The organism is Hyphomonas sp. TMED31, assembly GCF_002172815.1.
GTDB lineage: Bacteria > Pseudomonadota > Alphaproteobacteria > Caulobacterales > Hyphomonadaceae > Hyphomonas > Hyphomonas atlantica.
In genome coordinates this window covers 21938-41831 of the sequence record NZ_NHCK01000042.1, presented here as the reverse complement: position 1 = coordinate 41831, position 19894 = coordinate 21938, and the positions used below count along the sequence as shown (strand labels likewise).

Sequence of the window (19894 nt, the reverse complement as noted above, 5' to 3'; positions counted from 1 at the left end):
TTGGTGCCTATTTGGCTTTCTTGCCGGTAGTCGGTGCCGCTTTCTTGCCCAGACCGATTTGTTTGGCATGTTTTGACCTGAGTTTTGCGTAGTTGGGCGCAACCATGGGGTAATCCGAAGGAAGGTCCCATTTCGCACGATACTCTTCAGGCGTCATGTCGAATTTCGACCGAAGGTAGCGCTTTAGCATCTTGAGCTTTCGCCCATCCTCTAGGCAGATCAGGTAATCAGGCAATATGGATTTCGCGATCGGGACGGCGGGCTCGGCTGTCTCTGCGACTGGTTCGCTTGTCGCGGACAGGGAAGAGACTGTGCTGTAAACATTGCGGATCAGGACAGGCAACGTCTCTGCATCAATTTGATTATTAGAGATGTACGACGAAACGATCTCCGTCGTCATGTCGAGTAGGTCAGATGTCTCGTATTCGGTCATGGTCGGACAAGACTCGGGTATGAAAAGCGATATGGAGTTTTGATTTGTAGCCCCTGTTAATCTTTAAATACCACACATCTTCAAGTATTTACATGATATTCTTGATGTTAATTCGCATCATGACGGCATTGAGTGCGATATTCTGCCGTGCGCGGTTTGGAATGGTTGCGGCTTCTCGCCGCCGGGCGTAAACAGCGCGTAACCCAGCAGGAGATTCGCTACATGGCAGACACAGCCCAGTCAGCACGCCCCGACACGACTGATTTCTTCAGCCAAAGGCTGGAGGAACGTGATCCTGAACTGTTCGAAGCAATCAAGAAAGAGCGCACGCGTCAGCAGCAGCAAATTGAATTGATTGCTTCGGAAAATATCGTTTCCCAGGCCGTGCTTGATGCGCAGGGTACGATCCTGACGAACAAGTATGCGGAAGGGTATCCCGGTCGGCGCTATTATGGCGGATGCGAATTCGTGGATATTGCGGAAGAGCTGGCTATTTCACGGGCCAAACAACTCTTCAATTGCGAGTTTGCCAACGTACAGCCCAACTCCGGTAGTCAGGCCAACCAAGGCGTGTTTCAGGCGGTATTGAAACCAGGAGACACAATTCTTGGTATGAGCCTGGATGCTGGTGGACACCTTACGCATGGGGCGCGTCCAAACCAGTCGGGTAAATGGTTCAATGCTGTGCAGTATGGAGTTAGCCGCGAAGACGACCAGATCGATTTCGTTGAGGTTGAGCGACTGGCGAAAGCACATCGTCCTCAACTGATTATCGCCGGTGGATCGGCTTACCCGCGTCAGATCAATTTCAAGCGCTTCCGCGAAATCGCTGATGAGGTCGGTGCGCTGTTCATGGTGGATATGGCCCACTTCGCTGGATTGGTTGCCGGCGGCGCACATCCGAATCCGCTTGAATATGCGCATGTTGCGACCACGACGACGCACAAGACCCTGCGCGGTCCACGCGGCGGCATGATCCTGACCAATGACGAAGCGCTAGCCAAGAAGATCAACTCAGCAATCTTCCCGGGCATTCAGGGCGGTCCTCTGATGCATGTGATCGCCGCTAAAGCCGTTGCGTTCGGGGAAGCCCTGACACCGGAATTCAAGACCTACGCGGCTCAAGTTGTCGCAAACGCGTCCGCCATGGCGGAGGCGTGCAAAGCCAGCGGTCTTGATGTTGTTTCTGGTGGTACGGATACGCATGTAGCCTTGATTGACCTGCGTCCGAAAAACGTAACGGGTCGTGACGCCGAACATGCGCTGGAGCGCGCATTTATTACCTGTAACAAGAATGGCGTTCCATTCGACCCCCAGAAGCCAACAATTACCAGCGGCATACGGGTCGGTTCACCCGCGGGCACAACGCGTGGATTCGGCGAAGCAGAGTTTACTCAGATCGGCAACTGGATTGGTGAAATTGTGGACGCTGTCGCTTCTGGTGAGAGCAGTTCGGCTGAGGACAAGGTTCGCGAAGAAGTGAAGGCGCTTACTGCGCAATTCCCAATCTATAATGGTTTGGGGGGCTGATAGACTTTGCGTTGCCCGTTCTGCGGTTCCGAGAACACATCGGTGAAGGACAGCCGGTCGGCTGAAGACAACACGGCTGTCCGTCGTCGGCGGGTTTGCGAGTCTTGTGGGGCCCGCTTCACCACTTTTGAGCGAGTTCAACTTCGCGAAATTACCGTGGTGAAGCGAGACGGAAAACGGGTGCCGTTTGATCGTGATCGCCTGACTCGGTCTATCACGATCGCTTTGCGGAAACGGCCAGTGGATCGCGATCAGATTGACCAGATGGTTTCCGGAATTGCGAGAAACCTCGAAAGTGCCGGCGAGACCGAGGTATCTTCAAACGATGTCGGGGAATTCGCGATGGAAGCCCTGCGTCGGGTCGACCCTGTTGGCTATGTGCGGTTTGCAAGTGTCTACAAGGATTTCAAGGATCCGAACGATTTCGCCCAGTTCATTGAAAACACTGCGCTCGACGATGAGGGCGACGAGGAATGAGCGGGGTCAAGGTCACCCTGAAGATCGCAACATCGCTGGACGCACGTATCGCCTTGTCTGATGGAACAAGCCAGTGGATCACGTGCAGCGAATCCCGCGCACGGGGACATCAACTCAGGGCGGCTCATGATGCGATCCTTGTGGGTATCGGCACCGTACTCGCTGACGATCCACTCTTGACGGCGCGGACAGTACCGCTGCCTGCGAAGCAGCCGGTCAGGATCGTGGCGGATTCTCATGGGCGCACACCTAGAAGTTCCAGATTGGTTCAATCGGCCGGGACGGGCCGCGTTGTCGTCGCCACGAATGGCCAGCCGCAGGACATATTGGCGGCAAGTGGCGTGGAGATCTGGCGTTGCGGACGGGGCATCCGGGTGGATGTCAACGATTTGCTGCGACGCGTTGAGGCCGAAAGTTTGTCGTCGTTACTTATTGAAGGTGGCGGTACTCTCGCGGCGAGCTTCATTCGCGAGGGATTGGTTGATGAGATTGCCTGGTTCCGTGCGCCTATCCTGATCGGAGGAGACGGCCTACCTGCTCTCGGGGCTCTGGGGCTTTCAGACCTCGGTCAGGCGTCACGTTGGCGCGCTNTCGCNACGGAACGGATTGGGGNTGANGTNCTNGANACCTATGTANGNGTCTNAATAAGAAACTAAGGGCAGGAAAATGTTTACAGGTCTGGTGACCGACGTTGGTACGGTTCGGTCTGTTGAAGATCGCAATGGCCTGCGCCGGTTTGAAGTCGAAAGCGGCTACCCTCTTGATGAAATCTCCATGGGCGCCTCGATCATGCACTCCGGTGTGTGCCTCACTGTCGTGGATATGGGGCAGGGAGAGCGCGGCGCCTGGTTTGCGACGGAGGCAGTGCCTGAAACACTGGCAAAAACTATTCTTGGCGACCTCCACGTCGGATCCNGGGTCAATCTCGAACAAAGTCTCAAANTGGGCGATGAATTGGGCGGGCACTTCGTGTTTGGCCATGTCGATGGCGTCGGTCAGGTGGTGTCCATTGAGCCTGAGGGCGAGAGTTTTCGGATCACCATTCGGCCACCTGAAGCGATTTCGCGCTATTTCGCAACGAAAGGGTCTGCCGCCGTGAACGGCGTGTCGCTCACCGTCGCCGAGGCGTTGCCGAATGGNGATTTCCANCTCGCGATCATTCCTCACACGTGGGACGTGACAACCCTCAACGAACTGCAGNCCGGCTCCAGCGTCAATCTTGAGATCGANATGCTCGCGCGCTACGTGGCACGCATGATCGGCGCCGATGCGCCAGAAGGGCAGTAAGCGTCATGAGTAGCGAATTCCACGAGGCCATCTCTTCGATTGATGAGATTATCGAAGATGCCCGCAATGGCCGGATGTACATTCTGGTCGATGCAGAAGATCGCGAGAATGAGGGTGACCTCATCATTCCGGCAAACTTCGCGACGCCGGAACATGTTAACTTTATGGCCCGTCATGGTCGTGGGCTTATTTGCCTTGCAATGACTCAGGAGCGCGCCCACACGCTGAACCTGGATATGATGACCCGGAACAACCGGGAAAGTATGGGCACCGCCTTCACGGTCTCGATCGAAGCAAAAGAGGGCGTAACAACGGGCATTTCAGCCCACGATCGCTCTCGGACAATTGCGGTCGCGATCGATCCTACGAAGGACCATGAAGACATCGTTTCGCCGGGGCATGTCTTCCCGCTCATCGCGCGCGAGGGCGGCACATTGGTCAGAGCCGGGCATACCGAGGCAGCCGTAGATATCTCCCGCATGGCCGGGCTTTATCCTGCCGGTGTGATCTGTGAGATCATGAACGAGGACGGCTCGATGTCCCGGCTGCCAGAGCTCGTTGCGTTTGCGCAGCTCCACAATCTGAAGATCGGAACGATTGCTGATCTGATCGCGTGGCGTCGGAAGAATGATCGCTTCATGGAGCGACGTGTCGAGGCGCCGTTGAATTCCGGCTTTGGCGAAGGATTCAAAACGGTTTGCTTCCGCAATGCGCTCGACAATTCTGAACATATTGCCATTGTTCATGGCGATATCACGCCTGACAGCACCACGCTCGTGCGTGTTCACCGCATGGATGTTCTGTCTGACGTGCTGGGTGAAAATGGCCCCCGTCANGGCCTTGTCGGTCGCGCAATGCGTATGATCGCGGACGCCGATGAGCCGGGCGTGATAGTTTTCGTGAACACGATCCGGCCGAACGTTATTGCAGAGCGCCTCGGCCTGAAGCCGTCTGCGCCTGCAGATCCCACTGCGCCCATCCGCGAGTATGGTGTAGGGGCGCAAATCCTGCGTGACCTGGGCGTTCGCAAGATGATTTATCTTTCTGGTACTCAGCCCACCCGCCTCGCAGGCCTTGACGGCTATGGCTTAAGCATAGAGGGGTGGCGCAAACTTGATGAGGAGAGCAATTGATGGCTGAACGCGTACTTGTCGCCATTTCCCGCTACTACAAACACATTTCTGATGAATTGGAAGCCGGGGCTCTGGAAGCACTCGAAGCNGCTGGCGCAAAAGTCACCGTAATGGAAGTGCCTGGTGCATTCGAACTGCCGGGACTGATCGCGATGGCGGCAGATAGCGGCCGGTTTGATGGTGCGGTTGCGCTTGGCTGCGTCATTCGCGGAGAGACGTCTCACTATGACTATGTCTGTGGTGAAAGTGCACGTGGCTTGATGGACCTCATCGTTCAGCGGCGCCAGGCCATCGGCTATGGTATCCTCACAGTTGAGAATGAAGAGCAGGCACTTGCCCGNGCNGATCGCAAGCGCGGNAACAAGGGTAAGGACGCTGCAGAAGCNTGCNTGGCGATGATCAAATTCCGCAAGGAACTTATTCGGTGACCGATCAGAAGATCCCATTTGAAGTTACAAGAGCGAGGCGGGCGGGAGCGCGCCTCGCAGCCGTTCAGGCGCTCTACGAAATGGAGCAGACCGGGAAATCCGCACGCGCCACTATTCGCGCCTTCATGGAAGACCGNCTTGGCATTGGACCGAATGAAGAGCCGATCGAGGAAGCCGATCCGGACATCTTCAAATCCATTGTAAACGCAGTCGTCGAACACCAGGCTGCCATCGATAAAGCAATTCTGGCGCGTCTCGCATCCGGCTGGAAACTGACCCGTCTGGATGCAACCATGCGAGCATTGTTGCGGGCCGGCGCGGCTGAATTCATNCAGCANCAGCATCTCTCGAACGCNATCATTCTTGATGAGTATGTCTCGCTTGCTCACGACTTCTTCGAAGAGCAGGAAGCAAAGTTCGCGAACGCTGTGCTGGATAATCTCGCCAAAGATCTAAGAGCTTAAGCGTCAAGNTCTCGCGCCCATTCGCGCATTTCCTTGACGAAGAGTTCGGGCTCTTCCATCGCAGCAAAATGGCCGCCACGGGGCATATCCGTCCAACGAGTGATGTTNTAGGCGCGTTCCATCCAGGANCGCGGCGCAGGCTTGTAGACCGGCTCTCCNGGGTAGCTTGCAAAGCCAGNTGGTGTTTCGCAACGAACGCCTTCAGGCAGCGCATTACCGCCTTCCTGAGCGAATCCATTGTAGAACCAGACGCTGGTCGCAATGGCATCNTTCACGAGATAGATCATCACATTGGTGAGCAACTGGTCTTTCGTGTAGGTATCAAGTAGTCCGCCCTCTGAAAGGTCAGACCATCCGTTGAACTTCTCGATGATCCATGCAGCCGTGCCCACAGGAGAGTCCATCAGCGCCATCGCCAGCGTTTGCGGCTTGGTCATCTGTTGCATGAGGTAGGCGCCTTCACGCTGCATCGCATCCTGCATGCCGGTAAGCCAATTGGCTTCGTCTTCATTTTCCGGCGTAGCAGGTGTGGGACGAAATCCCGTCATATTGAGATGAATTGCGCGACATCCTCCTTTGCCATCGACTGTGCCATGATTGAGACCAAGATGGGAGGTGACCATGCTTCCCCAATCGCCGCCCTGAGCAAGATAGGAATCATATTTCAGCACGTCCCGCATCAACGTGTCCCACAGCGCCGCCGTGGTCCGAGGTCCGATGGGAGATTTCGGAGCTCCGGAAAATCCGTAGCCGGGAAGAGACGGAATAATCAGGTCAAAGGCATCTTCGGAGTTACCTTCGTAGCGAGATGGAAATGCGAGCGGTGCAATTGATTCCCAGAACTCGAAGACCGATCCCGGCCAGCCATGNGTCAACAGCAGGGGGCGTCTTCCGCCTGCTTCCCCAACGACATGAACGAAATGAATTACCTGGCCCTCAATCTCGACTTTGTAGCTAGGAAACTTGTTGAGGATTTCCTCTGATTTGCGCCAGTCGTATCCAGCGAGCCAGTATCGCTGGATGTCCTTCATNACCGGCGTTGACATGCCGTAAGTGAAGCCGTCTTCGTTTGCAGGNGCAGGAAACCAATCATACGCTTTGACCCGCGCCATGATGGTGTCGAGTTTTACACGGGGCACATCGATGCGAAACGGCTTTGCTGTAGGCATGGCTTAATCCTCGCTCAAATTTGAGGATCACCTAGCGACCATGCCGTTGGGCGAGGCAAGTTAAATCGAAAAACTGGTTCCGCAGCCACACGCAGCTGTCGCATTCGGATTGTTGATCTTGAAGGCCGCCCCGATCAGCTCGGTTGTGAAATCAATCTCGGATCCCTTCAGGAATTCGAGGCTCATTTCATCGATCAGAACCTTCGCGCCATCGCGCTCAAGCACNACATCATCAGCGTTTGCTACCTTGTCGAAATCAAACTTGTAGGAAAAGCCGGAGCATCCGCCGCCTTCAACGGATACGCGCAGATAGTCTACGCCGTCCTGTTTTGCCAGAATCGCATTAATTCGCTTGGCAGCGGAGGCTGTAAGGGTCACATCGGGGACGGTAATCGTGCTCATGACCTCAACATAGGGATTCTCTAGCCAATGGAAAAGAGAGCAGTGTTTGCTACGAGGCACGAGGATAGTCGTGGTCGGTACCATGAAGAGGCCCCATCCGCCACGCGGACGCCATTCCAGCGGGATCGTGACCGCATCATTCATTCCACCGCTTTTCGTCGCTTGAAGCAGAAGACGCAGGTTTTCGTTGCGCATGAAGGCGACCATTTCCGCACGCGGCTGACCCATTCACTGGAAGTAGCCCAAATCGCGAGAAGCATCTCCCGAACGCTTGGTCTGGATGAAGATCTCGCAGAGGCTTTGGCGTTNGCGCACGATATCGGACACCCCCCGTTCGGTCATGCCGGGGAAGACCAGCTTGATGAATGCATGGCCGATTACCAGGGGTTTGATCACAATGCACAGACGCTACGCGTGGTGACAAAACTGGAAGTTCGCTACCCCAATTTCGAAGGACTNAATCTCACCTGGGAGCTGNTGGAGGGCCTCGTCAAACACAATGGACCAATGGTGACGCGGGATGCACCAATGGAATCGCTGCCAGCCGCCTTCCGCCAATATGCAAACTTCATGGACCTTGAGCCACACCAGTTTGCCGGTCCTGAAGCTCAGGTCGCAGCGTTGTCGGACGACATTGCATATAACAATCACGACATTGATGACGGCATCGCTGCAGGTCTTTTCACGGTCGACGACCTTATGGACCTTCCAATTGTNGGAGANGTATTNCGGTCCGTGAAACTGGAATATCCGCATTTGAAAGACCGAATGGTCTCNTACGAAGCTGTGCGGCGCCTGATCGGACTTTGGATCAATGACCTGACATCAGAAACCGAGCGCCGAATAAAAGAGTACGCGCCCAAAAGCGCCGCCGATGTTCGCGCAATGGACGTGCCGTTGGTCGCATTTTCCGAAGAACTGGAAAGTCGTCAGAGAGCATTACGCGCGTTCCTGCACGAGCGCATGTATAAGCATTACACTGTCAACAGGATGCGAAGCAAAGCAAAGCGGATGCTTGCTGAATTGTTTGATATATTCCTGAAAGAGCCGGATACTTTGCCTTCTCTATGGCGTCTGGACGCCTCCCAGGCTGACGAAGCGCGGCGCGCACGAATTGTCTGCGACTACATTGCCGGCATGACGGATACGTACGCAATTGAAGAGCACCGGCGTCTCTATCATCCAGATGTCCTGCGATAGTCACATTTCTGCCGTTCCGGACACGTAACGCCGACGATACAGCAGCGGTCACGGTTTCTGACGTGGCATTCAAGCGTCGTTAACGAAACGGTCGCTAATATTAACTTTGTGAAGCTGTTCTAAGGGTGATTCCATGGGGCGATACCGGGAAGATGACAGGGATTANTCCCCGTTCGAGGACGATTATCGCGGTTTTGACGTGCGTGNGGACGATTCCGCGCGTGGCCCGCTTATACTCGCCCTGGCGNTAGGTGTTTTGCTNGTGTTNGGCGCTGTGGTCTGGAACACGTACAGGCAGGGCATTCGGGACAATGGCGCGGGTATTCCAAGCGTTATTGCAGACAAGCAACCCTACAANCGCGCCCCTGAAGATCGTGAAGGCGTNGCCATCCCGGATACNGACAAACGCTTTTACGACCAGATGGACGACTCTGAGCGTCCAATCATGANTGAATCCCAAGTTGCCGAACTTGAAAACGCTGAGGATGGTCTTCTGCAAGGAGGCCCCCCAATTGAGTTGCGACCCGGTCNAGANGGCGCTGAGCCCGATGANGACCAGGTGCGCGCTCTGGCCGACTTGGAATCCATGCCAGAAGACGAGGAAGAACCCTTGCGCGTGGTTCCCTCCACTCCGGCCGCACCGGCGCCAGCACCGCAAGTCCAACCAAAGCCTGTTTCAGCGGCGCCTGAGTTCGCGTTTTCGAATGGCGGCGCATTTTTGGTTCAACTCGCAGCGTTCCGCTCACAAGAAGCCGCGGAGTCGGCCTGGACTGAGTTGAACCGGAAGAAGCCCGAATTGTTCGGCAGCGCCACAAAGCACATTCAGCGAGCTGATCTCGGCGCCAAAGGCGTATTCTACCGCCTGCGCGTTGGCAGCTTTGCAGATCGCGCGGATGCNTCTGANTTCTGNGATGCTGTCAAAGCCGCGGGGGATAACTGCATCGTGGTGACGGGCTAGTGATGAAGGCCTGCATCCTCAGCGTATCAGGCCCAGTCCTGACTGCAGATGAAGCCNNTNTGTTTGCGGCGCAGCAGCCTTGGGGCGTCATNCTGATGGGGCGTTCCTGNGTATCGCGTCAGCAGGTCCGCCAGCTTGTCGANGANATCTGGAACGCGATGCAGCGTCCGTGCTTGATATTCATNGATCAGGAAGGCGGCCGGGTTGCCCGTTTGAAAGCGCCGGAGTGGCCGCTGTTTCCACGTGGACAGGATTATGCGGAAATTTACGCTCGAGATCGAGATCTCGGTCTNTCGGCAGCNTGGCTTGGGCACCGCCTGATCGCGTCGGAACTGACAAACATGGCGATCCACGCNGATTGNGCGCCGGTNGTNGATGTTCCCGTANCNGGCGCGCATGACGTNATTGGGGATCGGGCCTTCGGNTCTGATACCGNAACGGTTGCAAGNCTNGCTGGAGCCGCACTTGCCGGCCTGGCAGCTGGCGGCGTAGCGGGCGTGATCAAGCATATTCCTGGGCATGGGCGTTCCAAGGCCGATAGCCATATGGAATTGCCGCGCGTCACGGCTGGCGACAACGAGCTATCCAAGGATTTTGATGCTTTTGCGCGGCTCGCGGATGCGCCAATGGCCATGACTGCTCACATTGCCTATGACGCATTTGACGCCACTTTGCCGGCCACGCTGTCAAAAATCATGATTCAAGACGTGATCCGCCAGCGAATCGGGTTTGATGGTCTGCTGATGACAGACGATCTGGGGATGAAAGCGCTGGGCGGTAGTCTGGGCGAGCGAGGTCANGCGGCGATCGCTGCAGGATGTGACGTGCTTTTGCACTGTTCTGGTTTCTTGTCTGATGCTCAGGAGATTCTGGCCGAAATGTCAGAAGTCGCGTCTGTTGCACCTGAACTNACCGGCAAGTCNTTGGCGCGGGCCCAGCGCGCTGAGGCTTTGTCGACNCATGAACAGGATTTCGATGTGGCGGAAGGATGGAACACATTCCGATCCTACTTTCCGCAATTGGCGGGCNNGNCATGAGCTCTGACATGATTTCCATCGACGCCTTGTCGGCAGACGCTCAGGAAGCAGAAGCTGGCGATCTGTTCTCGGTCGATGTCGGCGGGTATGAGGGGCCGTTGCACCTCTTGCTGGAGTTGGCACGTAAACAGAAAGTCGATCTGCTTCATCTCTCGATGTTGTCTCTGGCTGAGCAGTATCTCGACTTTATCGATGAAGCGAAAAGCCAACGGATAGACCTTGCCGCAGATTATCTGCTGATGGCCTCTTGGNTGGCATTCATGAAATCGCGCCTTTTGCTTCCGAAGCCGGAAAGCACCGGGGAAGATGAGCCGACAGGCGAGGAAATGGCCGAACGCCTGGCATTCAGGCTCAAACGGCTGGACGCAATGCGCAGNGCCGTACAAGAGCTTGAGGCGGGGCCNATTTTGAACAATGTGGTTTACCTTCGTGGGGCGCCAGTTCAGCCAAAGGTGGTGAAGCACACTGAATTCAAGGCATCGTTGTTTGAANTGACGCAAGCCTTCGGTGCCATTCGTGATCGTCGTGAGAAAGAACGCCCGCANACNATCGAGCAGCAACTCGTGCTGCCGCTGGAGCTGGCGCGGACCACTTTGCGTGCACTTCGGCAACAGTTGGAACAGTGGTCTTCGCTGGACGAGATCCGCTCAACCATGACAGACGTGGATCCGGAACTGCCGCCACGGTCTGTCACAGCAAGTGTGTTTTCAGCCGCATTGGAGCTTGCCAGAGATGGTGAAGTCGATGTGCGCCAGGAAGAGCATTTCGCACCGCTTTACTTGCGTAATGCGGGTGAACGACCAGAGGGGGGCCAAAATGCAACCGCTTGAGAATCACCTGATGACTGACGACACGCCTGATACGGACCGCGATCCCATTGCGCAATTGTCGTTCGCCTACCGCCGCTCTGAAGAAGCCTTGGCTGAAGGGGCGNGCGAAGCACTGGCGGAGGGCATACGCCGGGCAGAAGCAATCCTGTTTGCGGCCGGTGAACCACTGAGTGCAGAGCAGATCTCGGAAACACTTCCTCATGGCGTGGAGGCCGCTGAAGTGCTTATGGCGCTAAAGGCGCAATATGTCAGCCGTGGTGTCAATCTTGTGGAAGTGGCCGGGAAGTGGCGATTCCAGACGGCACAGGATTTATCCTACCTGTTCGTCGAAGAACGGCAGGTGCAAAAGCGACTCGGACAGGCCACGCTGGAGACGCTTGCAATCATTGCATACGGCCAGCCCGTGACCCGGGCGGAGATTGAAGCGGTGCGCGGTGTCGCGGTCTCGAAGACGACCATCGATACTCTGCTGGAAACCGGCTGGGTAAAGATCAAGGGCCGCCGCAAAACGCCCGGACAGCCGATCACCTACGGCACAACAGATGCATTCATGGAGCATTTTGGGCTTGAAAGTCTCGACACTCTCCCTGGCAAAGCGGACCTCGAAGCCGAGGGCCTCTTGTCCGATGTAATTCCGGAAGGCTTCCAGATGCCTGACGAAGAAGCGCTGAATGGCGAAGAGATGCCGGAAGATGATTCCACTGCGCTTGAAGAGACTGAAACCTTTGTGACTGACTTCATGGACGCTGAGGAAGACGGAGATGAAGTGCAAGCCATCGTCGAGGACGCAGCCCTGGAAGAAACGGGTACGGATGAAGCGCTTGAAGAAAGCGANGGTGATGACGCCGATACTGTCAGCGTTTTTTCCTATACGCGCGCGCCTCAGCGTACAGTCGTCGAGGAAGAGGAGTTTGACAGCGGAGACGTTAAGGCGGCCGTGATCCAGCTGTCCAAACAGCCGCGAATTCCCGAGCAACCCATGACCTCATGGGATGACGACGAATAGGTCAGATCAGTGACATGGGCGAAAGTCTGAACCTTCGCTCGAAATCGAAGCGACCGATTATGTCGTCCTCAGACGTTCCCCACCCCATATTGTGAATCACAAGTGGCGTGCCAGAGTAGGACGTCCTGTCTGACACGATCCCAATATGCGGNAAGCTGCCCTTGTAGCGCATCGTATACAGATCACCAGATTTCCAATCGGTCACTTTGCTCGGTGTTGAAAGAGCGCTGCCATATCTTTCGATGAAGCGTTCGAGGTTCGGCACTCTGCGGTGGTCAATATTCCTGTCAGGTCGTGTGAGCCCCCAAATCGCTGGATAGGAGTCGAACGTCTCCGTCATGTCCTCATGGACGAGTTTCTGAAGGTCAATCTGAAAAGCGTCGCGGTAGGCACGAATAATAACGTCGGTGCANACGCCCCGGNCGCGTGGGATGTCGCCCATCGGATAATCCAGTTGCACATAGGCAGGATCGTATGTCCGCGTCACGCCAATTTGCCTGCGCGCCGAATATACCAGCCGCGTGGACCANGGAAGCGTTTCCTTGAAGAGCTGAGCCGGTGCCAAAGGCACGGCCAGGCCACAAAGAAGAGCAGAGCGACGGGTAAGCATGACGCTATTGCGCCATGCAGATCCGGCAGGATTGGGGCGAAATTCAGAAACCGTGTAGTTCGGCAATTTCGTCGAGCGGAGCGCGCTCAGCGCGGAGCGTGTTGACCGGGTGTTCCTTATCCGGCTTGCCCACCGCCATGGCGCACCAGACCATTTCCGTATCGGACAGCTTGAAGTGTTCTTTCAGGGCAGGGCGTAGCATCCCCCAACACTCCTGCATGCAGGTGCCCCAACCGCGCTCTTCGGCGAGCAGCGCCAACGTCTGCAGATACATGCCGGTGTGCCCCCATTGTCCGTGCCCCATTCTCTCGTCGATAATGATGAAGGCTGCGACTGGCGCACCGAAGAATCGGAAATTGTTGGCAAACCAGCCAANGCGCGCAGCACGATCCTCGCGAGGAATGCCAAGNGCTTCATACATCATCTCACCTACCTTCCGGCGGCGCGACTCGTGAGGCTCCCAGAGATCCTTGGGGTATATCGGACGATCTGTTGGCTGACCTTTCGGATTGGCTGCAAGTACTGGCGCGGCCATTCCGATAACTGCATCCTTGGCTGCTCCGCTGACAATTATCGTTCGCCAAGGCTGGGTGTTTCCACCAGAAGGGGCCCGCTGGGCCTGTTCCAGCCAGTCGCGGATTTCCGATTCCGGCAAGGCATCAGGTAGAAAGGCCCGAGTTGATATGCGTTGATCAACGGCTTTTGAAACGTCCATGAAAAAACCTCCCATCTGGCGATGATGGGAGGTTTAAAGGCTTAGCGTGGCGTCAGCCAAAGACTATTTTCCATGCAGGACCACGGGCATCCAAGTATAGCCTTTGACGAATGCGCCGGCCGTGAAGGATGGTTCGTCCATAACCTCAATGTGGCTGAAACGCTCCATCAGTTCCTGCCACAATATCTGAAGCTGAAGTTCAGCGAGACGATTGCCGACGCAGCGGTGGATGCCAAAGCCGAACGAGATATGACGGCGGGCATTCTCGCGATCGATAATGTAGTCGTTCGGGCGATCCCAGAAGCGCTCGTCGCGGTTTCCGGAAACATACCACATGGCGACCTGATCGCCCTTCTTGATGGTTTGGCCGTGCATCTCGACATCTTCAAGCGCTGTCCGGCGCATGTGTGCCAGAGGCGTTTGCCAGCGAATGGTTTCTGAAACCATGTTCGGGATGAGGGAGTGGTCGGCCTTCAGCTTTTCGTATTCAGCTGGGTATTTGTTCAGCGCGTAGACAGATGCCGTCATCGAGTTGCGGGTTGTGTCATTGCCGCCAACGATCAGCAGGATCACATTGCCGAGCAATTCCATCGGCGTCATGTTCCTGGTTTTTTCGCCATGAGCCAGCAAACTTATCAGATCGTTCTTCAGGGGCTGTGCGCCGCGCTCCTGGAAGATCTGCATGAAGGTGGCGAGACACTCCATCATCTCGCGTTTCCACTGTTCTTCACCGCCAGGGCAGATGTCTGGATTGTTCATGCCGGTCGCCATATCGGACCAATGAGTGAGGTCGCGGCGCTTTTCGAATGGATAATCAAACANNGTAGCCAGCATCATCGTGGTCAGTTCGATGGACACTTTGTCGACCCAGTCGAACGGCTCACCGACGGGCAGGGAATCAAGAAGACCCTGGGTTCGGGAGCGAATGAGCGGTTCAAACTCTTTCAGCATGTTGGGCGCAACGGCCGGCTGAACAGTTTTGCGTTGTTCTGAGTGTTGCGGTTCGTCCATGGCGATGAACATCGGCAATTCGAAATCAGCGGGCGGGCTACCCAGAGTGATGCCGCCATATTCCCAGCTGGAGGAGAAGCGCTTGTGGTCGGTATCTACCGCCATGATGTCTTCGTAGCGGCTGATGGACCAGAACGGACCGACAAAAGAATCCGCTGTATAGTGAACGGGCGCTTCGTTGCGCAGGCGTTCAAAACGATCCCACATTTTTTGTTGGCGCCAGAGTTCAGGATCTTCCGGATGAAGCTCTGACAGCGGCAACTCGCTGGCTGGCGGCGCTGGCTGGCCAATTTCCAGATAGCCCTCAAACAATGGATCCCGATGAGAGATCTTTGGGCGTTGCAGGGCAGGGTGATCTAACAGGTGAACCGTATCGGCAGCCATGGATGTTCCTCCGACAGTGAGCCTTTGTCTCAGGCTCGATTTATGANGTCGGCGTCACCTTAACATGGGTATTCTGAAAAAACTATGACGCAGGCGTCATTTTTATGAGAAATGTCGTTCGCGCTTTGATGCCAGCAGCGCCGCACGTATCGCATCGGCCAGCGATTTTCTCTCTGACAGCGTTAGGAACCGCCCAATAATGTAGGCTTTTTTTCCGTACTCGATTCGCAACCAGCTGCTGGCTGTCAGCGGTTCGTCCAGTTCGACTCGCGCGAATGCCGATGGAAGAGTCACATGCTTCTCGCCCCCTTTGTTGGGGGTATGGGTGAGTTGCAGCTCGCTTGCGGTCACAATGATTCGCGTTTCTTCGCGTTGTTTTCTGAAGGAAGCACGGAAGAGAAAATAGAAGATCAGGGCATCCAGCCCAAAGAAGCCGATTACCGGAACAGCGCCCAGGGCCATGAACATCATGCCCGTAGCGAAACTNACGACGCCAACAATTGCCATTACAATGGCAAAACCACGCTCGCTCAGCGATTGGTTGGGACGCAGCACCGCGTCCATGTAGACGATTTCCTGCTTTTCGGTCATGCGAACTAGATAGCACGGTCTTGTTCGTCGGCGAGGGTTCATTAGACAGGCGGTATGACAAAGCCAAAATCTCCCTCAAAACCGGCTTCAAAAAAGCGCCCGCCACGGGTGTTCGGTCGCGAGAAAGCCACCGCCTTGTTCGCCGCACTCGCGCAGGACAGGCCGGACCCCAAGACCGAGCTGGATTTCGTCAATCCCTATACGCTGGTTGTCGCTGTCGCGCTGTCCGCTCAGGCGACAGATGTCGGCGTGAACAAGGCGACTGCGAAGTTGTTTGCTGTGGCGGACACGCCTGAGAAGATGCTTCAGCTGGGAGAGGAGGGTGTAGCCGAACACATCAAGACGATCGGCCTGTGGCGCAACAAAGCCAAGAACGTGATCGCGCTCAGCAAGATGCTGATCGAAACGTTCGGCGGAAAAGTTCCGGAAACGCGCGAGGAACTCGTCCAGTTGCCGGGCGTGGGACGCAAGACGGCGAATGTGGTGCTCAATGAGGCGTTTGGTCAGCCGACCATCGCCGTTGATACGCATATATTCAGAGTATCAAATCGCACCGGGCTCGCCCCTGGTAAAAACCCGGACGAAGTTGAGGCGGGCCTAGAACGCGCGACGCCACCAGAGTTCAAGAAGGGCGCCCACCACTGGCTCATCCTTCATGGGCGATATGTCTGCAAGGCGAGGAAACCCGAGTGTTGGCATTGCGCGATCATTGATTTGTGCCGGTTCAAGCCAAAGACACCAGATCCGGCATCTGTCTCGGCTTTAGGCCCGAAATCCAACTGAGACACTGTGGCCCTGATGCACTGCTGAACCGGTGCCTCCAGTTCGCCCAAATTTAACCAAATCACGGCCATCTCCCCCCGACACGGCCTCTNGCAGGTTTTGAAATGGAGCGTACCGTATGAAACATGTCGCCAAAATTCTCGTGAGCGCAGCGTCAGTCAGNCTGNTGTCGGCGCTACCGGCGATCGCCGAAGATGGTTGGTCAGGAGAAGCAGCCCTTAGCGCAGGTCTGACAACAGGGAACACTGAAACGTCCGAGGCGGGACTGGCCGTCGATGTTGATCGAGCTTCCGGCGCATGGAATTTCGGCCTGCAGCTTTCAGGAGATTATGGCGAGGAAGACGGCGTTGAGAGCCGTAACCGCTATTTCCTGGCAGGCGACGTAGAGCATGATTTCAACGACACCATGTTTACGTTTGGTCGCGCGTCTTACGAAGTCGACCAGTTCACCGGCTTTGACAGCCGTACCTTTGTCGGCGGCGGTGTCGGTTGGCACATTCTGGACGATGAAGACCACAATTGGACTGTTCGTGGCGGTCCCGGTTTCAAGATCGACGAAGTGAAGCGACAAGTCACGACAGATGCCAACACAGGCGCGGTGACCATAATTCCTGCCAGCACCGAAGAATCGCTCGGCGCCGTAGCCCAGTCAGAATACTTCTATGCCTTCAATGAGGCGGTATCCCTCAGCAACAAGACGAACGTCGTTTATGGACAGGAGTCTACCCAGATCAACAACAGCATCGGTCTTACTGCAGCTTTGAACGGTCACCTGGCCGCTCGGGTGTCGTTTGACGTGCGGCACGATACATCGCCTCAGCCAACCTACGAGGCGACGGATACAGCGACGAAATTCTCGCTGGTTTATACCCTTGGCGAGTAAGCTCTAGCGCGCCCTGATACGTGCTGAGATGGCTTTGGCCATCAGCTCACCCAGGCGTGGTCCTTGTTCCGGATAGAGGTATGGCTCGATCAGTTCGAGTTCCATCAGGAGCAGGGACCCGTCTTCATGCCGGATCATATCAACACGAGCGTAGAGCGGCACGTCGTCCAATGTCGTCAGAACGTCTCTCGCGGCCTGAAGGTCCGATGCTGCGGGCGTAATCGCTTCTTCCTGACCGCCGTAGGACGATTGAATCCGGTAGTCGCCTTTTTTCGCGCGCTTGATCAGCGCATGAGACAAAGTCCCTTCAACGAAAATGAAGCTGTACTCTCCTTCGGTCTGGATGGTGGACACGAAAGGCTGCACCATCATGGCATGGGGCATATCTGGACGGGCGTCATNGCGCGACAGAAGATGCTGCCCGGCTGCACCAGCGCCGACTTGCCGTTTGAAGACGAGCTTTTCTGATTGAAGCGTGTCAAACGCTTGCAGGTAACGCGCGTCCGTCATTTCATCTATCCACAAGGTGGGAATCAAGTTTGCGCCGCGGTCGGCCAACTCTTTCAGATAGGATTTATGCGAGTTCCAGCGCACAAGGCTGGCGGGGTTATGCAAAATGGTTTCTCGTTCAATAGATTCCAGCGTCTTCAGGAATTCATCCTGTCGATCCCAATAATCCCAGGTTGTTCCGATCAACGCAGCATCAAAACGGGACCAGTCTGCTGATTCATCATCCCAGCAGATGTCCAGGATCTGCATCCCGCGCTCAGCGAACTCCGGCCGCAGCGCACGCATCATGTAATCATGCTCGAATGCGTCTGATCGACGGATTGGTGAGCCCGGCTGGGTGACTTGCGAGGAGAGATAAGCAACTTTCATTCGCAGGCCTTTAGCATGCAGCGCAGTTGCGTCCACAACTCAGCTCTGGCAATCGACCTGCTGGTATCAAGGAAATTGTGAAATGAGTGAAATCCGCTTCGACGTCGTCGGCCTTGGAAATGCAATTGTAGATGTTCTGTCGCGCGCTGACGATTCCTTTCTCGAGAAGTGGGGCATCCACAAGGATGCGATGAATCTCATTGAAGAGGATCGGGCGGAAGCGTTGACTGAAGCGGCGATCGACCCGCTCTACACATCCGGCGGCAGTGGAGCGAACACGATTGCGGGCTTGGCAAGTTTCGGCGCAAAGGCCGCTTACATTGGCAAGGTGTCAAAGGATGAACTCGGCAGCCAGTTCACCAGGGAAATGGCGGCCACCGGTGTTCCCTTCGCCACGAAGCCACTCGAAAGTGGACCCGCGACCGCGCGCAGCATCATCTTCGTAACCGATGATGGCGCGCGCAGCATGAACACCTTTCTCGGCGCATCCGTCCTCTTCTCGAAGAATGACGTAGACGAAGAGACGGTTCGCTCTGGTGGCATTCTGTACCTTGAAGGGTATCTGTTTGACCGCGAAGAAGCCAAGGAGGCTTTTGTTTTTGCGTCAGAGATTGCCCGGGCGGCGGGTCGCAAAGTTGCGCTCACCCTGTCAGACCGGTTCTGCGTTGATCGACATCGTGCCAGCTTCCTCCAACTCGTGCGGAACAATGTGGACATCGTATTCGCGAATGAGGAGGAGTTGCTGTCCCTCTATCAGACCGACAATTTCGATGAAGCGCTCGCGTCACTTCAGGCCGACACCGCAATCGCCGCAGTCACGCGCAGCGAGAAAGGGTCTGTCGTCATAGGCGAGGGAGACCCGATCACGGTGGGGGCTGAACCTGTCTCAAACGTTGTTGATACGACCGGTGCTGGAGACCAATACGCCGCCGGGTTCCTTTATGGCATTTCACGAGGGCTTCCTTTGGCCACTTGTGCGCATCTTGGGCATATCGCCGCCGCGGAAGTCATTTCTCACTTCGGACCACGGCCTGAGAAGTCGTACAAGGAGCTCGCAGAGGCGGCTGGCATCTACGCCTGAGCCTTGAGCGCTTCCACTGCATAATCCAGGCGNTCGTGACCGAAGAACATTTCATCACCCACAAAGAAGGTTGGGGCGCCGAATGCGCCNCGTGCAATTGCTGAATCGGTNTTNGATTGCATTGCTTCCCGGTTCGCCGGATCTTCAGCGAGGGCCATAACCTGACTGTACTCAAAGCCCTCGGCTTCGCACATGNCTTTGANCNATGATTNGTCGTCTGGNTTCAGGGCGGTCTCGGTCGCCCACATATGGCGNAAGACGGAATCCATGAAGCGNTTTTGTTCGGCTGGATTATTTGCGAGNCCACATGTCGCCCTCAGCAGGACGCGNGTGTTTACCATTGGAAAGTANGGATTCATTCTAAAATCCAACCCGTAGCGNGAGGTGCAGCGCAGNAGNTCCNTCATCATGTAGGCCCCCTTCGCCGGCACCATACCTGGCGGGCGGTTGCCAGTGGATTGCATGACGGCCCCGAGGAACATGGGTTTGAATTCCACATCCACATCAATTCGTTCTGCTAGTTGCGCTACTGCAGCATTGGCGACGTAAGAAAATGGGCTGATATAGTCGAAATAGAATTCAAGAGAGTTTGCCATGATCGCT

Annotated in this window: 24 protein-coding genes; 15 read left to right on the top strand and 9 right to left on the bottom strand. The window is 55.8% G+C overall.

The genetic code is table 11. The annotated features are described in order from the left end of the window. Window positions 1-7: 7 nt before the first annotated feature. Window positions 8-433 (bottom strand): MucR family transcriptional regulator, encoded by a 426-nt coding sequence (locus CBB91_RS06775; RefSeq protein WP_273013020.1) that lies wholly within the window; start codon window positions 431-433, stop codon window positions 8-10. 222 nt (window positions 434-655) lie between these two features. Between CBB91_RS06775 and glyA the strand changes: the two genes are divergently transcribed. From glyA to nusB, 7 genes are all read left to right on the top strand, one after another. Continuing rightward, the gene (glyA, locus tag CBB91_RS06770) at window positions 656-1963 is read left to right on the top strand and encodes a serine hydroxymethyltransferase (protein WP_273013019.1); all 1308 of its coding nucleotides are present in this window, start codon (window positions 656-658) and stop codon (window positions 1961-1963) included. 6 nt (window positions 1964-1969) lie between these two features. Continuing rightward, complete coding sequence (gene nrdR, locus CBB91_RS06765; protein WP_035555270.1) at window positions 1970-2440, top strand: transcriptional regulator NrdR; 471 nt, start codon at window positions 1970-1972, stop codon at window positions 2438-2440. Continuing rightward, a complete protein-coding gene (locus tag CBB91_RS06760) occupies window positions 2437-3096 on the top strand; it encodes a RibD family protein (RefSeq protein ID WP_273013018.1) in 660 nt (219 codons plus the stop codon). Before nrdR ends, CBB91_RS06760 begins: the two co-directional genes overlap by 4 nt. Before the next feature lie 10 nt (window positions 3097-3106). After that, complete coding sequence (locus CBB91_RS06755) at window positions 3107-3727, top strand: riboflavin synthase (protein WP_273013016.1); 621 nt, start codon at window positions 3107-3109, stop codon at window positions 3725-3727. Window positions 3728-3732: 5 nt separating this feature from the next. Further along, window positions 3733-4860, top strand: a complete 1128-nt coding sequence (ribB, locus tag CBB91_RS06750) for a 3,4-dihydroxy-2-butanone-4-phosphate synthase (RefSeq protein WP_273013014.1) — start codon at window positions 3733-3735, stop codon at window positions 4858-4860. Then, complete coding sequence (gene ribH / locus CBB91_RS06745) at window positions 4860-5288, top strand: 6,7-dimethyl-8-ribityllumazine synthase (RefSeq protein ID WP_273013012.1); 429 nt, start codon at window positions 4860-4862, stop codon at window positions 5286-5288. The genes ribB and ribH overlap by 1 nt, the downstream gene beginning before the upstream one ends. After that, window positions 5285-5752 carry a transcription antitermination factor NusB gene (gene nusB / locus CBB91_RS06740; RefSeq protein WP_273013010.1) on the top strand — a complete coding sequence of 156 codons (468 nt, stop codon included), beginning with the start codon at window positions 5285-5287 and terminating at the stop codon, window positions 5750-5752. The genes ribH and nusB overlap by 4 nt, the downstream gene beginning before the upstream one ends. Here the strand turns inward: nusB and CBB91_RS06735 are convergent. Then, the gene (locus CBB91_RS06735) at window positions 5749-6921 is read right to left on the bottom strand and encodes an epoxide hydrolase family protein (RefSeq protein WP_273013008.1); all 1173 of its coding nucleotides are present in this window, start codon (window positions 6919-6921) and stop codon (window positions 5749-5751) included. The two genes, nusB and CBB91_RS06735, sit on opposite strands and share 4 nt — an antisense overlap. A 60-nt stretch (window positions 6922-6981) precedes the next feature. Beyond that, window positions 6982-7323, bottom strand: a complete 342-nt coding sequence (erpA, locus tag CBB91_RS06730) for an iron-sulfur cluster insertion protein ErpA (RefSeq protein WP_035555250.1) — start codon at window positions 7321-7323, stop codon at window positions 6982-6984. Window positions 7324-7350: 27 nt separating this feature from the next. Between erpA and CBB91_RS06725 the strand changes: the two genes are divergently transcribed. The 5 genes from CBB91_RS06725 (at window position 7351) to scpB (ending at window position 12354) form a co-directional block, all read left to right on the top strand. Continuing rightward, complete coding sequence (locus CBB91_RS06725) at window positions 7351-8523, top strand: deoxyguanosinetriphosphate triphosphohydrolase (protein ID WP_273013006.1); 1173 nt, start codon at window positions 7351-7353, stop codon at window positions 8521-8523. Window positions 8524-9109: 586 nt separating this feature from the next. Then, on the top strand, window positions 9110-9481 hold the full coding sequence (locus CBB91_RS06720; protein ID WP_273013004.1) for an SPOR domain-containing protein: 372 nt from the start codon (window positions 9110-9112) through the stop codon (window positions 9479-9481). A 2-nt stretch (window positions 9482-9483) separates the two neighbouring features. After that, entirely contained in the window at window positions 9484-10518 is a 1035-nt protein-coding gene (nagZ, locus tag CBB91_RS06715; RefSeq protein WP_273013002.1) for a beta-N-acetylhexosaminidase, read from the top strand. A gap of 8 nt (window positions 10519-10526) precedes the next feature. After that, the gene (locus CBB91_RS06710; RefSeq protein ID WP_273013000.1) at window positions 10527-11348 is read left to right on the top strand and encodes a ScpA family protein; all 822 of its coding nucleotides are present in this window, start codon (window positions 10527-10529) and stop codon (window positions 11346-11348) included. 10 nt (window positions 11349-11358) lie between these two features. Next, window positions 11359-12354, top strand: a complete 996-nt coding sequence (gene scpB / locus CBB91_RS06705) for an SMC-Scp complex subunit ScpB (RefSeq protein WP_273012998.1) — start codon at window positions 11359-11361, stop codon at window positions 12352-12354. 1 nt (window position 12355) lies between these two features. On the opposite strand, the gene CBB91_RS06700 is transcribed toward scpB, so the two are convergent. The 4 genes from CBB91_RS06700 to CBB91_RS06685 all read right to left on the bottom strand — a co-directional run bounded on the left by CBB91_RS06700 (window position 12356) and on the right by CBB91_RS06685 (window position 15665). After that, window positions 12356-12964 carry a DUF1287 domain-containing protein gene (locus CBB91_RS06700; RefSeq protein ID WP_273012996.1) on the bottom strand — a complete coding sequence of 203 codons (609 nt, stop codon included), beginning with the start codon at window positions 12962-12964 and terminating at the stop codon, window positions 12356-12358. 43 nt (window positions 12965-13007) lie between these two features. Beyond that, complete coding sequence (locus tag CBB91_RS06695; protein WP_273012994.1) at window positions 13008-13679, bottom strand: nitroreductase; 672 nt, start codon at window positions 13677-13679, stop codon at window positions 13008-13010. Between the two features lie 63 nt (window positions 13680-13742). Further along, window positions 13743-15074, bottom strand: coding sequence for a cytochrome P450 (locus CBB91_RS06690; protein ID WP_273012993.1), 1332 nt, complete (start codon window positions 15072-15074; stop codon window positions 13743-13745). A gap of 102 nt (window positions 15075-15176) precedes the next feature. After that, window positions 15177-15665, bottom strand: coding sequence for a DUF2244 domain-containing protein (locus tag CBB91_RS06685; RefSeq protein WP_273012991.1), 489 nt, complete (start codon window positions 15663-15665; stop codon window positions 15177-15179). Between the two features lie 54 nt (window positions 15666-15719). Here CBB91_RS06685 and nth point away from each other — a divergent pair, with 54 nt between their 5' ends. Next, window positions 15720-16448, top strand: coding sequence for an endonuclease III (nth, locus tag CBB91_RS06680; RefSeq protein WP_273012990.1), 729 nt, complete (start codon window positions 15720-15722; stop codon window positions 16446-16448). Window positions 16449-16566: 118 nt separating this feature from the next. Continuing rightward, window positions 16567-17331 carry a DUF481 domain-containing protein gene (locus CBB91_RS06675; protein ID WP_273012989.1) on the top strand — a complete coding sequence of 255 codons (765 nt, stop codon included), beginning with the start codon at window positions 16567-16569 and terminating at the stop codon, window positions 17329-17331. 3 nt (window positions 17332-17334) lie between these two features. On the opposite strand, the gene CBB91_RS06670 is transcribed toward CBB91_RS06675, so the two are convergent. Next, window positions 17335-18210 carry a hypothetical protein gene (locus tag CBB91_RS06670; RefSeq protein ID WP_273012987.1) on the bottom strand — a complete coding sequence of 292 codons (876 nt, stop codon included), beginning with the start codon at window positions 18208-18210 and terminating at the stop codon, window positions 17335-17337. 82 nt (window positions 18211-18292) lie between these two features. On the opposite strand from CBB91_RS06670, the gene CBB91_RS06665 reads away from it, so the two are divergent. After that, the gene (locus tag CBB91_RS06665; RefSeq protein ID WP_273012985.1) at window positions 18293-19291 is read left to right on the top strand and encodes an adenosine kinase; all 999 of its coding nucleotides are present in this window, start codon (window positions 18293-18295) and stop codon (window positions 19289-19291) included. Here CBB91_RS06665 and CBB91_RS06660 read toward each other — a convergent pair. Next, window positions 19282-19887: a 2-hydroxychromene-2-carboxylate isomerase gene (locus tag CBB91_RS06660; protein WP_345906749.1), complete on the bottom strand. Its 606-nt coding sequence runs from the start codon at window positions 19885-19887 to the stop codon at window positions 19282-19284. The genes CBB91_RS06665 and CBB91_RS06660 overlap by 10 nt on opposite strands. Window positions 19888-19894 lie beyond the last annotated feature (7 nt).

Bases quoted from the DNA above. Each gene is read 5' to 3' on its own strand.
- CBB91_RS06665 (WP_273012985.1), top strand. From the start codon at position 18,293: ATGAGTGAAATCCGCTTCGACGTCGTCGGCCTTGGAAATGCAATTGTA.
- glyA (WP_273013019.1), top strand. From the start codon at position 656: ATGGCAGACACAGCCCAGTCAGCACGCCCCGACACGACTGATTTCTTC.
- nth (WP_273012990.1), top strand. From the start codon at position 15,720: ATGACAAAGCCAAAATCTCCCTCAAAACCGGCTTCAAAAAAGCGCCCG.
- CBB91_RS06775 (WP_273013020.1), bottom strand. From the start codon at position 433: ATGACCGAATACGAGACATCTGACCTACTCGACATGACGACGGAGATC.